General features: G+C 72.8%; 12 protein-coding genes. 8 read left to right on the top strand and 4 right to left on the bottom strand.

Annotated features, from left to right (window positions below):
- Positions 1 to 13: 13 nt before the first annotated feature.
- The gene (locus tag AF335_RS10420) at positions 14 to 1,909 is read left to right on the top strand and encodes an ABC transporter ATP-binding protein (protein ID WP_102918704.1); all 1,896 of its coding nucleotides are present in this window, start codon (positions 14 to 16) and stop codon (positions 1,907 to 1,909) included.
- Positions 1,910 to 1,975: 66 nt separating this feature from the next.
- Here the strand turns inward: AF335_RS10420 and AF335_RS10415 are convergent, their stop codons facing one another.
- Positions 1,976 to 2,878, bottom strand: a complete 903-nt coding sequence (locus tag AF335_RS10415; protein ID WP_102918074.1) for an alpha/beta hydrolase — start codon at positions 2,876 to 2,878, stop codon at positions 1,976 to 1,978.
- Between the two features lie 265 nt (positions 2,879 to 3,143).
- Between AF335_RS10415 and AF335_RS10410 the strand changes: the two genes are divergently transcribed.
- Both AF335_RS10410 and AF335_RS10405 read left to right on the top strand, forming a co-directional pair.
- Positions 3,144 to 3,944, top strand: coding sequence for a response regulator transcription factor (locus tag AF335_RS10410; RefSeq protein ID WP_102918073.1), 801 nt, complete (start codon positions 3,144 to 3,146; stop codon positions 3,942 to 3,944).
- Between the two features lie 24 nt (positions 3,945 to 3,968).
- Complete coding sequence (locus tag AF335_RS10405; protein ID WP_102918072.1) at positions 3,969 to 4,994, top strand: LacI family DNA-binding transcriptional regulator; 1,026 nt, start codon at positions 3,969 to 3,971, stop codon at positions 4,992 to 4,994.
- 109 nt (positions 4,995 to 5,103) lie between these two features.
- Here the strand turns inward: AF335_RS10405 and AF335_RS10400 are convergent, their stop codons facing one another.
- Together AF335_RS10400 and AF335_RS10395 are read right to left on the bottom strand one after the other, a co-directional pair.
- Entirely contained in the window at positions 5,104 to 5,949 is an 846-nt protein-coding gene (locus AF335_RS10400; RefSeq protein WP_102918071.1) for an ABC transporter permease, read from the bottom strand.
- Positions 5,946 to 6,893, bottom strand: coding sequence for an ATP-binding cassette domain-containing protein (locus tag AF335_RS10395; RefSeq protein WP_102918703.1), 948 nt, complete (start codon positions 6,891 to 6,893; stop codon positions 5,946 to 5,948). Before AF335_RS10395 ends, AF335_RS10400 begins: the two co-directional genes overlap by 4 nt.
- A 132-nt stretch (positions 6,894 to 7,025) precedes the next feature.
- On the opposite strand from AF335_RS10395, the gene AF335_RS10390 reads away from it, so the two are divergent.
- Both AF335_RS10390 and AF335_RS10385 read left to right on the top strand, forming a co-directional pair.
- Positions 7,026 to 8,240 (top strand): sensor histidine kinase, encoded by a 1,215-nt coding sequence (locus AF335_RS10390; RefSeq protein WP_102918070.1) that lies wholly within the window; start codon positions 7,026 to 7,028, stop codon positions 8,238 to 8,240.
- Between the two features lie 173 nt (positions 8,241 to 8,413).
- Positions 8,414 to 9,106 carry a response regulator gene (locus tag AF335_RS10385; protein WP_244926985.1) on the top strand — a complete coding sequence of 231 codons (693 nt, stop codon included), beginning with the start codon at positions 8,414 to 8,416 and terminating at the stop codon, positions 9,104 to 9,106.
- Positions 9,107 to 9,344: 238 nt separating this feature from the next.
- On the opposite strand, the gene AF335_RS10380 is transcribed toward AF335_RS10385, so the two are convergent.
- The gene (locus AF335_RS10380) at positions 9,345 to 10,202 is read right to left on the bottom strand and encodes an NAD(P)H-binding protein (protein WP_102918068.1); all 858 of its coding nucleotides are present in this window, start codon (positions 10,200 to 10,202) and stop codon (positions 9,345 to 9,347) included.
- Between the two features lie 670 nt (positions 10,203 to 10,872).
- Here AF335_RS10380 and AF335_RS10375 point away from each other — a divergent pair.
- From AF335_RS10375 to AF335_RS10365, 3 genes are all read left to right on the top strand, one after another.
- A complete protein-coding gene (locus tag AF335_RS10375; RefSeq protein WP_170127660.1) occupies positions 10,873 to 11,826 on the top strand; it encodes an LmeA family phospholipid-binding protein in 954 nt (317 codons plus the stop codon).
- Between the two features lie 361 nt (positions 11,827 to 12,187).
- Complete coding sequence (locus AF335_RS10370) at positions 12,188 to 13,423, top strand: MFS transporter (RefSeq protein WP_170127659.1); 1,236 nt, start codon at positions 12,188 to 12,190, stop codon at positions 13,421 to 13,423.
- A 102-nt stretch (positions 13,424 to 13,525) separates the two neighbouring features.
- Positions 13,526 to 14,758, top strand: coding sequence for an ATP-grasp domain-containing protein (locus AF335_RS10365; RefSeq protein ID WP_102918065.1), 1,233 nt, complete (start codon positions 13,526 to 13,528; stop codon positions 14,756 to 14,758).
- Positions 14,759 to 14,782 lie beyond the last annotated feature (24 nt).

The following is a 14,782-nucleotide window of genomic DNA, read 5'->3' as shown; positions in this document are numbered from 1 at the left end:
CATCGCCCGCTTCATGGGCGGCCAGCCCACCGAGCGGTCCATGGACTTCGCCGGCTCCGCCAAGCGGCTCCTCGGCACGCTCCGCCCCGAGCGCGCCCTCATCACCCTCGCCCTGCTCCTGACCGTGGCGAGCGTCGCGCTCGCCGTCATCGGCCCCAAGATCCTCGGCCGTGCCACCGACCTGATCTTCGCGGGCGTCGTCGGCAAGCAGTTCGACGAGGGCGGCACCAAGGCCGAGACCATCGAGCGGATCCGGCGGGGCGGCGAGGGCAAGGTCGCCGACCTGCTCTCCTCGGTGGACTTCACCCCCGGCCGGGGCATCGACTTCGACGCCGTCGGCCAGGTGCTGCTGTGGGTCCTGCTGATCTACGTCGGCGCGTCCCTCTTCGGCTTCGTCCAGGCCCGGATCGCCACCGTCGTCGTGCAGCGCTCCGTCTTCCGGCTGCGCGAGCAGGTCGAGGAGAAGCTGGGCCGGCTGCCGCTGAGCTACTTCGACAAGCAGCAGCGCGGCGAGGTCCTCTCCCGCGCCACGAACGACATCGACAACATCGCCCAGACCCTCCAGCAGACGCTGGGCCAGATCGTCACCTCACTGCTGACGATCATGGGCGTGCTGGCCGTGATGTTCTGGATCTCCTGGCTGCTGGCCCTGGTCGCGCTGGTGACCGTGCCGGTGTCGGTGATCGTCGCCACGAAGATCGGCAAGCGGGCGCAGCCGCAGTTCGTCGCCCAGTGGAAGACCACGGGCAAGCTGAACGCCCACATCGAGGAGATGTACACGGGCCACGCCCTGGTGAAGGTCTTCGGCCGCCAGAAGGAGTCCGCGGAGCTCTTCCGCAAGGAGAACGACGACCTCTACGAGGCCGGGTTCAAGGCGCAGTTCATCTCCGGCGTCATCCAGCCCGCGATGATGTTCATCGGCAACCTCAACTATGTGCTGGTCGCCGTGGTGGGCGGGCTGCGGGTGGCGAGCGGCGCGCTGTCCATCGGCGACGTCCAGGCGTTCGTGCAGTACTCCCGCCAGTTCAGCCAGCCGCTCACGCAGGTGGCCTCCATGGCCAACATGGTGCAGTCCGGCGTCGCCTCCGCCGAGCGGGTCTTCGAGCTGCTCGACGCGGAGGAGCAGTCGCCCGAGGTGACGACCGCCCCGGTGCCCGAGCGGGTGCGCGGCGAGGTCGCCTTCGAGGAGGTCTCCTTCCGCTACGACCCGGACAAGCCGCTCATCGAGGACCTGTCGCTCACGGTCCGGCCGGGCCAGACGGTCGCCATCGTCGGCCCCACGGGCGCCGGCAAGACCACCCTGGTGAACCTGCTGATGCGGTTCTACGAGGTGAACGGCGGCCGCATCACGCTGGACGGCGTGGACGTCGCCCGGATGTCCCGCGAGGAGCTGCGCTCCCACATCGGCATGGTCCTCCAGGACACCTGGCTCTTCGGCGGGACGATCGCCGAGAACATCGCCTACGGTGCCGAGGGCGCCCCCATGGAGAAGATCGTCGCGGCGGCGAAGGCCACCCACGTCGACCGCTTCGTACGGACCCTGCCGGACGGCTACGACACCGTCATAGACGAGGAGGGCTCCAACGTCAGCGTCGGTGAGAAGCAGCTCATCACCATCGCGCGGGCCTTCCTCGCCGAGCCGGAGATCCTGGTCCTGGACGAGGCCACCAGCTCGGTCGACACCCGCACCGAGGTGCTCATCCAGCACGCCATGGCCGAGCTCCGCACGGGCCGCACGAGCTTCGTGATCGCCCACCGCCTGTCCACGATCCGCGACGCGGACGTGATCCTGGTGATGGAGTCGGGCCACATCGTGGAGCAGGGCACGCACGACTCCCTCCTGGCGGCGGACGGCGCGTACGCCCGCCTGTACGCGGCCCAGTTCGCGGAGGCGGTGGTGGAGAACTAGCCCGTCCGGCGATTGAGGACACCGCGCGGTAGCGCGGAAAGGGGGGCCCGGGGGCGGAGCCCCCGGTTACGGGGAGGGGCGGGTAGGGGAAAAGCTCCCCACCGCCCACTCCCCGATCCGCCCCAGCAACCCCACCCCGGCCGCGGACTCCGCATGCCCGAACCCGGGCTCGATCCACAACGTCGCCTCCGGACCCGCCGCCGCGGCCAGCATCCGCGGATGATCCAGCGGAAAATACGAGTCCCGGTCCCCGTGCACGATCAGCAGCCGCCGCGGCGCGATCAACGGCACCGCCTCCGTCGGCGACATCGGCACCGGATCCCAGTCCGACGCCCGCACCCGCGTCCGCAGGACGCACCGCGCGAGGAGCCGTCCCGACGGCCGTGAGATGGCCCAGTGCAGGCGCCGCATCGGCGCCGTGCCCCGGTAGTACCAGCGGGCCGGCCCGCTGACGGACACGACCGTGTCGGCGTGTGCGTCGATGCGCCCCCCGTGCTCCTCGTGCCGCTCCGCCGTGGGCGCGTCGGCCCCGGCCGGAACCGGCCGGTGGAGCGCGGCGTGCCGCAGGGCCACCGACGCCCCCATCGAGAAGCCGACCGTGGCCACCCGCTCGTGCCCCAGGGCCCGCGCCCACCCCACCGCGGCGGCGAGGTCGAGCACCTCCAGGTCGCCGAGCGTGGACCGCCCGCCCGAGCCCCCGTGGCCCCGGAACGAGAACGTGATCACGCCCGCGTACTGGGCGAACGCCCGCGCGGCGCGCCGTACGGCCGGACGGTCCAGCGAGCCCGTGAAGCCGTGCGCGACCACGATCGCGGGCGGTGTCGCGGCGCCCGTGTCCGGCCCTCGGTACGGCGTGTATTCCGCCTCGATCCGGACATTGTCCGCTGTCAAGAGGACGAGCCGATGACCACTCGAAGTGATCGACGAAACACAAGGTCGTGCAAAATCGTCCGTACCTCCGAAAGTCATGTGGGCTATTCTGCTGGGCAGAGAGGATCCGGGCAGAGTAGCCCCCGGATCCTTTTGTGCATTCATACGCGCACGCGCGCTTATGAGCGCACGCGTGCTCCTAGGGTGCGCAGCCCTAATCCGTACGAAGCAGAGCCGCATACTCCCCCGGGCCGGGGCCCGGGTGGTGCCCCCTTCGCAGGGACCGAGGAGGAACCGACGTCATGGGCGAGCGACGCGCGCAGATCCGCCAGAACGGCACGACGACCGAGGCGGGTGGCGGCCGATGAGCTCCCTGCTGCTCCTGACCAACGCCCTCCAGCCGTCCACCGAGGTGCTGCCCGCCCTCGGCCTGCTGCTGCACAGCGTGCGGGTGGCCCCCGCCGAGGGCCCGGCCCTCGTGGACACCCCCGGGGCCGACGTCATACTGATCGACGGCCGCCGCGACCTCCCGCACGTCCGCAGCCTCTGCCAGCTGCTGCGCTCCACCGGGCCCGGCTGCCCGCTGCTCCTGGTGGTCACCGAGGGCGGCCTCGCCGCCGTCACCGCCGACTGGGGCGTGGACGACGTCCTGCTGGACACGGCGGGCCCGGCCGAGGTCGAGGCGCGGCTGCGGCTGGCCATGGGCCGCCAGCAGATCTCCGTGGACGACAGCCCGATGGAGATCCGCACGGGCGACCTCTCCGTCGACGAGGCGACCTACAGCGCCAAGCTCAAGGGCCGGATACTGGATCTGACGTTCAAGGAGTTCGAACTCCTGAAGTACCTCGCGCAGCATCCCGGCCGGGTTTTCACCCGCGCCCAGCTGCTCCAGGAGGTCTGGGGTTACGACTATTTCGGCGGCACCCGTACGGTCGATGTCCATGTGCGCCGGCTGCGGGCGAAGCTCGGTCCGGAGCACGAGTCGCTGATCGGCACCGTCCGGAATGTTGGGTACCGCTTCGTGGTGCCGGAGAAGCCGGAGAAGGCCGAGCGCGCCGAGGACGGCAAGGCTTCCGGCAAGCCCGCCGGGGAGTCCGCGGCCGCCACCCGGACGGAGCAGCCGGCGCCCTCGGAATCCGGGGCCGCTCGCCCGGTCAAACGCTAGGTGGACCCGCGTAGACTGCCCGGCGTGGCCAAGGTGACGCGGGACGATGTGGCGAGACTTGCGGGGACGTCGACCGCGGTCGTCAGCTATGTCATCAACAACGGGCCGAGGCCGGTGGCCCCGGCCACGCGCGAGCGTGTGCTGGCCGCGATCAAGGAGCTGGGCTACCGCCCCGACCGGGTCGCCCAGGCGATGGCGTCCCGGCGGACGGACCTCATAGGTCTGATCGTCCCGGACGCGCGCCAGCCGTTCTTCGCCGAGATGGCGCACGCCGTCGAGCAGGCGGCCGCCGAGCGCGGGAAGATGGTCCTCGTCGGCAACTCCGACTATCTCGACGAGCGCGAAGTGCACTATCTGCGCGCTTTCCTGGGGATGCGGGTCTCCGGCCTGATCCTGATCAGCCAGGGTCCCAGCGAGCACGCCGCGACGGAGATCGACGCCTGGGACGCCCGGGTCGTCCTGATGCACCGCCGCCCGGACGCCATCGACGACGTCGCCGTCGTCACGGACGACGTGGGCGGCGCCCAGCTCGCCACCCGCCACCTCTTGGAGCACGGCCACCCGTACGTCGCCTGCCTGGGCGGCACCGAGGAGACCCCCACCGTCGGCGACCCCGTCACCGACCACGTCGAGGGCTGGCGCCGCGCCATGCGCGAGGCCGGGAAGTCCCTGGAGGGCCGGCTCTTCCCCGCCCCGTACAACCGCTACGACGCCTACCAGGTCGCCCTGCGGATCCTCTCCGGCCCCGACCGCCCCCCGGCCCTCCTCTGCGCCACGGACGACCAGGCCATCGGCGTCCTGCGCGCCGCCCGTGAGCTGCGCATCGACGTGCCGGGCGAGCTGGCCGTCGCGGGCTTCGACGACGTCAAGGAAGCGGCCCTGACGGATCCGCCGCTGACCACGGTCGCCTCCGACCGCATCGCGATGGCCCGCTCGGCGGTCGATCTCGTCCTGGACGACGCCCTGAGGTTCGCGGGCTCGCGCCGCGAGCGGCTGAAACAGTTCCCGTCGGCGCTGGTCATCCGCCGCTCCTGCGGCTGCGGGGGCTGAGCGGGGCTGAGGCGCCCGCCCGGCACGGCCTTCGCCCGGCACGGCCTTCGCGCACCGCGGCCTTCGCGCACCGTGGCCTTCACAAGCCACGCCTTCACCCGTCACGCCTTCACACGTCGCGGCGTCGCACGACGATCAGCGCGAGGGCGACCGCGATCAGCGGCCACAGCGCGTACACCGTCCAGGACCCGCTGATCGTGGCGGTGTGCAGGGGAACGAGGGAGTCGGCCTGCGACGGCACCCAGTCCATGGTGAGCCGCCGCCAGGAGCTGTCCACCATCCCGTTCCGGATCGCGGCGGACCACTGCTTCTCCGTCGAGAAGAACAGCGGCAGCATCAGCAGCGTGAACGTGGTGGTCACCATCGTGGTGGCGCTGTGCCGGATCAGGGCGCCGAGGCCCAGCCCCAGCAGCGCGCAGACCGGGGCCAGCAGCGCGGACGCCACCAGGGCCCGGACCGCCCCGGAGTGGTCCAGGGTGATCGCGGCGTCCCGCCCGTCGAGGATGGCCTGCGAGACGACGAACGAGCCGGTGGCGACGACCGCGCCGACCACGGACCACAGCGCGGCGGTGACGACCGCCTTGGCGGCCAGCATCGCGCCACGCGCGGGGACGGCCACCGTGGTCGTACGGATCAGCCCGGTCCCGTACTCGCTCGTGACGGTGATCGCGCCGATGCACCCGGCGGCGAGCATCAGGCACATATAGCCCTCCGCCGGGAAGGCGTCGTGCAGCGAGAACGCGTGCTCCCGCCGGGCCTCGGGGCTGTAGTGCGGGAACCTCTGGTAGTCGGCCACGGCCGCCGCCACGGACGAGCCGATGACGACGAGCGCGACCAGGGCGAGCGTCCACGGTGTGGAGCGCAGCGACCGGATCTTGATCCATTCCGCGGCGACGAGGTCGCCGAAGCGGGCGGGCGGTACGGCGGTGGGGGGCGTGGTCCTGCGCGTGGTCATCGGGTCTCTCCCGCCAGGTATTCGACGCTGTCGGCCGTGAGTTCCATGAACGCCTCTTCCAAGGTGGCGGCACGGGTGGTCAGTTCGTGGAGCAGGACGCGGTGTTCGAACGCGAGGGCGGCGATGCGGTCGGCGGGCAGCCCGGTGACGGTGAGGGTCGCGGCGGCCCCGGAGGCCGCTTCCGGCCCGTCTCCCGGCCCGTCTCCCGGCTCGACCGTGGCGCCCGCGGTGGTGAGTACGGCGGTCAGCTCGGTGGGCCGTGGCGTGACCACCGTGACGCTCAGCCGGGTGCCCCGGGCGGCGAAGTCCCGTACGGACTCGGCGGTGATGAGCCGTCCCTGGCCGATGACGACGAGGTCGTCGGCGGTCTGTTCCATCTCCGACATCAGATGGCTGGAGAGGAAGACCGTGCGCCCCTCGGCGGCCAGCCTGCGGAACAGCCGGCGCACCCAGAGCACGCCCTCCGGGTCCATTCCGTTGACCGGTTCGTCGAATATCAGTACTGGTGGGTCGCCGAGCAGGGCCGTCGCGATGCCGAGCCGCTGCCGCATGCCGAGCGAGAAACCGCCGACCCGGCGCCGCGCCGCGTCCGCCAGCCCCACCTCCTCCAGGACCTCGGCCACCCGCCGCGCGGCGATGCCGTTGCTGCGGGCGAGGGCGGCCAGATGGGCCCGCGCGGTGCGCCCGCCGTGCACATGGCCCGCGTCGAGGAGGGCACCGGCGTGGTGCAGTCCGCGCGGGTGGTCGCGGAAGCGGACGCCGCCGACGGTGGCGGTGCCGGAGGTGGGCGCGTCCAGACCCAGGAGCACCCGGAGCGTGCTGGTCTTGCCCGCGCCGTTGGGCCCGAGGAACCCGGTGACGCGGCCGGGCCGGACGGTGAAGGACAGGCGGTCGACGGCGGTTTTGGCGCCGTAGCGCTTGGTGAGTTCATTGACCTCGATCATGGAGACCACTCTGCTGCGGCGGCCGCGTCCGGACATGAGCCCACGGGCGGCAATCCGCGGGGGCGGACCCACCCGTGGGCGTAAGCCCGGGGGACGACGCCCCGGGCGGCGGCATCTGGTTAATGTCCCCTCATGAACACCACAGCTTCCGCCTCGCCGCCGCCCTCCGTGCCACGCCGGGGCGTCGCCTGGGCCGGGGGCGTCCTGTACTTCGCCGCGCTGGTCGTGCTGGTGGGAGGCGCGCCCCTGGCCGGCGCCGGCTTCCACGCCGTCGGCTCGCTGCTCGCGGTGAGCCTGCTCGCCGGCCTGCTCCGGCGGGCGCCGGCGGCGGCGCTGGCACTGATCCTCGTCGGTTCGCCGGCGGTGCTCCTGACCGGTACCGACCACGGTCCGAGCCGGTTTCTGACGTTCCTGGCGGTGGACTTCGCCCTGGGCGTCGTCGTCGCGACCCGGCGGGGATGGCTCCCGGTCGTCGCGGGCGCGGTGACGTTCACGGTGCAGTTCCTGGCCCTGGGGCTGTTCTGGCACCAGCCCGGCACCCTGCTGGGCACGGCGGTGATCGCCCTCATGGCGCTGGTGACCTCCTGGGCGGTCGGCACGCTGACCCGCGAGCGACGCGAGCACGCGGTGGCGCTGCGCACCCAGGAGGTGGCGGAGGCCGTGACCGCCGAGCGGTTGCGGATCGCCCGCGAGCTGCACGACATGGTCGCGCACAGCATCGGCATCATCGCGATCCAGGCCGGGGTGGGCAGCCGGGTCATCGAGACACAGCCGGCGGAGGCCCGCGAGGCACTGCGGGCGATCGAGGCCACGAGCCGGGAGACGCTGTCGGGGCTGCGGCGTACGCTGGTGGCATTGCGTCAGACGGGGCCGGTGGGGGAGCCGGAGGCAGGGGCGTCCGGCGCGTCCGGGCGGCCACCGCTGGAGCCCGCGCCGGGGCTCACGGACCTCGACCGGCTGGCGGCGGCGACCGCCGACGCGGGCGTCCATGTCGACATACGGCGGCGCGGCACACCGCGCCCGCTGCCCGCCGACATCGAACTGTCCGCCTACCGCATCGTGCAGGAGGCGCTGACCAACGTGGTCCGCCACGCGGGCACCGGGCACTGCCGGGTGACCGTCGACTACGGCGAGGAGGAGCTGGCGGTGGAGATCGTCGACGAGGGGCGAGGGGGGACGGCGGGAACCGTCCCGGGCCACGGTTTCGGCCTCGTGGGCATGCGGGAACGGACGGCCCTGCTGCACGGCGACTTCACGGCGGGCCCGCGCCCGGAGGGCGGCTTCCGGGTGGCGGCGGACCTGCCGATCCCGGAGCCGGCCGGGCGCGTGGGGGAGGGGGTCCGGTGAGCGGCGATTCGTACGACGGGGCGGTGACGGTGGTGGGTGGTGCGGTGCCCGGGGGGCTTGTGCCGGGTGGTGCGGCGGCTGCGGGGTCTGACGGTGTCGCGTCAGGCCGTCCGGTGTCCGACGGTGGCACGTCCGACTGTCCGGTGTCCGACGGTGGCACGTCCGACTGTCCCGTGTCTGACGGTGGCGTGTCCGGCCGTCCCGCGTCCGGCACCCCCGTGCGCGTCCTGCTCGCCGACGATCAGCCGCTCGTCCGCTCCGGCCTCCGCGTCCTCATGGCCGACACCCTCGACCTGGAGGTCGTCGGCGAGGCCGCGACCGGCGCCGACGCCGTACGGCTCGCCCGCGACGTACGCCCCGACGTGGTCGTGATGGACATCCGGATGCCCGGCATGGACGGCATCGAGGCCACCCGCCGGATCACCACCGACCCGGCCACGGCGACCCGCGTCCTCATGCTCACCACCTTCGACGAGGACGACCACGTCTACGGCGCCCTCCGCGCCGGGGCGAGCGGTTTCGCCGTCAAGGACATGGCCCTGGACGACATCCTCGCGGCGGTCCGCGTCGTCGCCGCCGGGGACGCCCTGATCGCCCCCGGCGTGACCCGCCGCCTGCTCGCGGACTTCGTCCGGCGGCCGACGGAACGGGTGGCCGCACGGCCGGTCGAGGGGATCACCGAGCGGGAGCGGGAGGTGCTGACCCTGGTCGGGAGGGGGCGCTCCAACGGGGAGATCGCGGCGGAGCTGTTCATCACGGTGGCTACGGCGAAGTCGCATGTGGCGCGCCTGTTCACGAAGTTGGGGGCGCGGGATCGGGTGCAGTTGGTCATCGCGGCGTATGAGATGGGGTTGGTGGCGCCGTAGGTGGGGTGAGGGCGGGGTGCCGCTGCGCGGGGCTTTTTCCCCACCCCGCTCCTTCCCGAATGTCCTCAATCGCCGGACGGGCTGAAATTCAGCCCGTCCGGGGGCACCTCCTGGGGGCACCCCCAGCGGTAGCTGGGGGAGGTAGCTGGGGGAGTTTGAGGACCGGGGTCCGGGGCGGAGCCCCGGTTCGGGAAGGGGCGGGGCGGGGAAAAAGCCCGCCGCAGGCGCGGCCCGGACCTCAGCGGAAGTCCGCCGCATGGTCCCGCGCCCACTCGTCGAACGACCTCGCCGGACGCCCCGTCACCCGGGCCACCGCATCCGTCACCAGTGCCTCCGTCCCCACCGTCGCCTCGAAGTTCCGCAGCACGTCCTCCGCGACCTCCCGCGGCGCGCCCCAGCCCTCCATCAGGGTCACGCCCTCCTCGAAGGAGACGCGTTCGAAGCGGACCTCCGGGCGGCCCAGGGCGCGGCCGATCGCCGCCGTCTGCTCCTCGAAGGTCACGCCGGCCGGGCCCGTGACCACGTAGACCTGGCCGGCGTGGGTGCCGTCCGGGTCCAGGAGGGCGTGGGCCGCGATCGCCGCGAGGTCCGCCTCGTGGACCGGGGCCGCGGTCGTGCCGGGGAACGGGCCGCGCACCAGGCCGTCCGCGCGGATGCCGGCCGCCCACATCAGGGCGTTCGTGGCGTACATGCCGCCGCGGACGAAGCACCACTCCGCACCCGACTCGCGGACCACGCGCTCCGCCTCGGCGTGCCACACGGCGATGGGGGCCGTGTCGTCCTCGGGGACCCCCGTGACAGCCATGGAGGAGTTCAGGACGATCCGCCGCACGCCCGCCGCGACCGCCGCCGCGACGAGGTCGCCGATGTGCGCGCCGCGGGTCGCGGCCAGGTTCAGGAACAGCGCGTTCGCGCCCTTGAACAGGGCCTCCAGGGACGCGGTCGACGAGAGGTCCGCGCGGACGACCTCGGCCTCCGCCGGGAGGCCCGCCCGTGCGGGGTCACGGGTCAGCGCCCTTACGGGCACCCCCTGGGCGACGAGCTGTTCCACCAGGCTGCGGCCGATGTTGCCGGTCGCTCCGGTCACGACTATCACGGGCGCTTCTTTCTGTCGGAGCCGCGAGGGCGAAACTCGTTGACCTATGCACGGTAGTTGCCGCATATGCTCATCGCAACGGCCGGAAAACGTGGCGGAATTGCGGATACCGACGGTAGGGCTTGCGTTCGGGACCCGCACCCGTGGTGGGATGTGGTGATGCGAACCCCCACACGCATACCCGACCTTCCGCCCAATCCCTATGACGAACTCGCCGCACTGGCCGACCCCGTTGACCCCGGGGCGGAAAAACCGGAGGACGGGCCGGAGGGAAAACCGGAGGACGAACCGGAGGAACGCGGGGAAGGCTGCGAAGGCCGGGAAGGCGGTGACTTCCACCCGCCGTCCCCTTTCCCCGAGGCGCCCCACGCCCCGTCCCCCGGCCCGCTCCACGACCCGCCCCGCATCCCGCCCCCGCCCCGTCCCCCGATTCCGTCCGCTCCACCGATTTCGCCGACTTCCTCGACATCCGGCTCGTCCCCGACAGCCCCGAGAGCCTCGACGCCGCCGCTCTCGCCCGCCTCGCCCCGCCGGCCGGTCACCGCCGCCCCGGCGCGGGCGCCGCGCCTCCCGGACCGCCGCCCGCCGCCTCCGGCACCGCCGCCGCTTCGCGGCCGTCCCCCGCACCCTCAAGTGGCTGATCGCTGTCGCCGCCTGCGCGGCCTTCCTCGTGCTGGGCGACCGCTGCGCGGTCCTGTACGCCGAGAAGAAGGCGTCCGAGAAGATCCGGGACAGTCTCCACCTGGCCGCCGCGCCCCAGGTCGACATCCATGGCTTCCCCTTCCTCACCCAGGTGCTGGGCAAGCGGCTGAAGCGCGTCGACATCACCGTGCCGCACGTCGACGCCGGCCGGGTCTCCGTCGCCGAGGTCCGGGCGAGCGGCCGGGACATCCGGCTCACCGGCGACCTGCCCACCGCTGTCCGCGGCGCGGTCGTCGGGCGGCTGGACGGGGACGTACGCCTCTCCTTCGCCGACCTCAACCGTGAACTCGGCGCCTCGCAGGTGCGGTTCAGCGACGCGGGGGCCGACACGATCGCCGCCGACGGGCGGCTCGACCTGGGCGGCCAGGAGCTGCGCGTACGGGCGCGGGTCCAGCTGCGGCGTACCGGCGACCGGGGCCTCGTCACCGACATCGACGGGATGAGCGTCGACGTCCCGCACGTCGCCACCTACCGGCCCGGCCGGGACAAGGGCCTCACCCTGCACCGCGAGGCGGCCGAGCGCGTCGCCCGCGACGCGGCCCGCGCCAAGGCGCTGCTGTCCGCACCGTCGCTGGCCGCGCGGCTGGGAGTGGGCCCGGAGGAGGTGGCGGCCGCCCTGCGCAGCGAGGACCGGCTGCACGAGCTCACGAGTGCGCCCCGGTTCGTCGAGCGCCTGACGAAGGTCAACCTCGTCGACGCCGTGGCCGACCATCCGTGGGTGCTGCGGAAGATCGGCGTCGACCCCGAGGTGATCGCCGGGCTGATGCGGCTCCGGCCGCCGGAGCTGACCGACCGGCTGTCCTTCTCCTTCCGGCTGCCGGAGCGGGCGAAGGACCTGAAACTGCGCGCCGTGACCGTCGACCACGACGGGATCCGGGCCGGGCTGGGCGGGGTCGCCTTGCCGGTCGGAAGGGCGGGTTAGCGTGCTTCCTTCACCCGGAATTCATAAGAACTCTTCAAAATAAAGGTCTAGATGATCTTCGGCCTTGCATTCATTGAATGGAGGGCTAGATCACACTCGCATTTATTGAACCGACCATACGGTTTGTGTTTGGGTCTGGGTGTGCGGACGACAGCCGGCCCCGTGGCCGGGCTGCCGGCCGCGCATGGCTGCCGTGCCGGGGGAGGGGGGCACGGCAGCCCGAAAGCAACCTTGAGGACCACGCGTCATCATGAGCAATGCGACGGAATCCGGACCGGACTCCACGGCGCGATCCGCCGCGGAACCGGCGCCGGAAGCGGAGGCGGGGCCGGAAGCGGGGGCTGGGCCACCGGGGGCCGCGATGCCGGGCCTGTGGCCGACCCTGGCCTCACGGGCACTCGGCAGTAGCGCCTACTACGTGATCTCGCCGTTCCTGGCGATCTGGCTGCACAGCACCCTGGGGATCTCCGTGTCCCTCGCCGCCACGGCGGTCGGGGTGCACCTGCTGAGCATGCGCGCCGGAGCCGTCTGCACCCAGTTCGTCGTGGTGCGCTTCCGGCTCCGGGCGGTCCTCGTCGGCGGCTATCTCGTCGCCGGAGCCGTGCTGCTCGTACCCGTGGTCCTCGGGCTGGACGACCCCGCCTCCTGGCTCGCGGTGCTGGCGGTCAACGGCACGGCCGTGTCGTGCGCCAACGTCGGCACCAAGGCCATGATCGCGAACGGCTGCGACGAGAGCACCCGGCTGCCGGCCTTCGGCCGCCTCAACGCGGCCATCAACGGCGGCGCGGCGCTCGGGCCCGTCGTCGGCGGCTGGCTGATGTCCGCGACGGGCCGCGCCTTCCCCCTCGTACCGGCCGGTGTGTTCGCGCTGGCGGCGCTGCTGGCCGCCCGCGCGCCGGGTGACGTGACGGCCACCCCGCCGACCGGGGGCGGCGAGGGCGGCGCGGCCCGCTTCGGACTGCCGGGCCGCCAGGTCCTGCTCTGGGCCGCCGTGACGGCGACCCTCTGGCTGGCCTACGCGCAGTTCGCCAACGTGCTGCCGATGTACGTGGGCGGCTCGGTCTCCACCCGCGTCATCAGCATGCTCTTCCTGGTCAACGCGATCCTCATCGTGCTGTTCCAGGGCGTCGTCGCCCGCCGCATGGAGAGCCTGGCCCGCCGTCGCGGTGACCGCGCGGTCCTCGTGCTCGGCATGGTCCTGCTCGCCGCCGGCCTGGTGCTGTTCGTGCCCGGCCGGGGCCCGGCCTGGCCCGTGATCTTCCTGGGCGCCGCCGTGTTCACCTTCTCCGAGCTGGTCTGGTCGCCCGCCGCCGACACCCTCATGGCCGAGAAGGCCCGGGGGAACAGCTTCGCCGCCTTCGGCTTCGCCGGCCTCATCTGGGGCGTCGCCGAATCCGCCGGCGGCGCGCTCGGCACGGCCGTCGCGGGCGGTACCGGCGACAACACCTGGGTCAGCTGGTCGCCGTTCCTCGTCGCCGCCGCCCTGACCCTGCTCACCGCCCTGGGCATCGCCCTGGCCCCGCGCGGGCCGGTGGAGGCCGCGGCCGGTCCGGCCGCCTCCGAGGCGTGTCCCGAGCCCTCCGGCAAGGCGCTCTGACAGGGATCCACCCGGCCGCGTGCCCGTACGTACGCCTGCACTCCAGTACGCCTGTACGCCCCTCCTCCCGCACACCCCTCCACCAGAAACGGACCGGCAACCATGGCCGACCACATCGTCATCGTCGAAGCGCTCACCAGCGGCACCGGCCTCCGGGTCGTCGAGGCCGCCACCCGCAAGGCGGCCCGCGTCACCTTCGTCACCCGCGACAAGGCCCGCTACGTCAACGATCCACTCCGCGACCTGCTGGAGCCGGGCGGGAGGGTGGAGACGTACATCAGCGAGACCCGGTCCGTCGAGGAGCTCACCGTCCTCTTCGAGGCGCTCGGCGCGGACGGCGCGTTCACCCTGATCGCGCCCAACGAGCAGTACCTGCTGCCCGCCGCCACCGCGGCCGAGAAGCTCGGCATCCCCTTCCTGCCGACAGCCTCCGTGCGCCTGACCCAGGACAAGCACGCCTTCCGCCGGGCCTGCGAGGCCGAGGACATCCCCGCGCCGCGCAGCACCGCCGCCCCGGACGTCGAGGCCGCCGTCGCCGCCGCCGCGGCCACCGGCTACCCCGTCGTCCTCAAGCCCTCCATCGGTACCGGCAGCTACGGGGTCGTCTCCGCCGCCGACGAGGAGGAGGTGCGCTGGCACTTCACCGAGGTGCTGGCCGAGTCCGACGGGCAGGGCGGTGTGCCGCTCGTCGAGGAGTTCCTGATCGGCCCCGTCGTCAGTGCCGAGGTGCTCTACACCGGCGGCGTCCCGCACGTCCTCGGGATCAGCGACCGGATCATGAGCGAGCTCCCGTACTTCATGGAGCTGGCCATCCGCTTCCCCGTCGACCTCTCCGCCGACGCCCACCAGCGGATCGAGCGGATCTGCGCCGACCTCGCCCGCCTGATGGCGTACGAGAACGGGCCCGCCCACATCGAGTTCGCGCTCACCGCCGACGGCCCCAAGGTCGTCGAGTTCAACCCGCGCTTCGCCGGGCGCAACGTCTCCACGATGGTCTCCGCGGCCCTCGACTGGAACGTGTTCGACGGCGTCATCGCCTCCTACCTCGGCGAGCCCGTGCACGCCCCGGAGCCGGTCGGCGCCGCCGCCGAGCAGGCCCTCTACGCCAAGCGCGGCGGCCGCTTCGAGGGCGTCGCCGGACGGGAGCTCGCCCAGCGCGTCCCCGGCCTGCGCGACATCCACATCACGGCCCGCAGCGGTGACGAGCTGCCCGACGCCAAGGACCAGCGCAGCGAGTACGGCACTCTCTGGTGCACCGGCGCCACCGCCGACGAGGCCGGCATCCGGGCGGCCTCGGCCGCGGGGTATCTGCGGCCGGTGTTCGACGAGCGGTAGGCGGCCCGCGCCGCCGGGTCGCCG

It is taken from the genome of Streptomyces eurocidicus (genome assembly GCF_002891295.1).
Lineage (GTDB): Bacteria > Actinomycetota > Actinomycetes > Streptomycetales > Streptomycetaceae > Streptomyces > Streptomyces eurocidicus.
This window is presented reverse-complemented; position numbering and strand designations above follow the sequence as displayed.

Excerpts from the sequence above, each read along its gene's own strand:
- AF335_RS10420 (WP_102918704.1), top strand. The coding sequence starts at position 14 with ATGGGCGGCCAGCCCACCGAGCGGTCCATGGACTTCGCCGGCTCCGCC.
- AF335_RS10415 (WP_102918074.1), bottom strand. The coding sequence starts at position 2,878 with ATGACTTTCGGAGGTACGGACGATTTTGCACGACCTTGTGTTTCGTCG.
- AF335_RS10410 (WP_102918073.1), top strand. The coding sequence starts at position 3,144 with ATGAGCTCCCTGCTGCTCCTGACCAACGCCCTCCAGCCGTCCACCGAG.
- AF335_RS10400 (WP_102918071.1), bottom strand. The coding sequence starts at position 5,949 with ATGACCACGCGCAGGACCACGCCCCCCACCGCCGTACCGCCCGCCCGC.
- AF335_RS10395 (WP_102918703.1), bottom strand. The coding sequence starts at position 6,893 with ATGATCGAGGTCAATGAACTCACCAAGCGCTACGGCGCCAAAACCGCC.
- AF335_RS10390 (WP_102918070.1), top strand. The coding sequence starts at position 7,026 with ATGAACACCACAGCTTCCGCCTCGCCGCCGCCCTCCGTGCCACGCCGG.
- AF335_RS10370 (WP_170127659.1), top strand. The coding sequence starts at position 12,188 with ATGCCGGGCCTGTGGCCGACCCTGGCCTCACGGGCACTCGGCAGTAGC.
- AF335_RS10365 (WP_102918065.1), top strand. The coding sequence starts at position 13,526 with ATGGCCGACCACATCGTCATCGTCGAAGCGCTCACCAGCGGCACCGGC.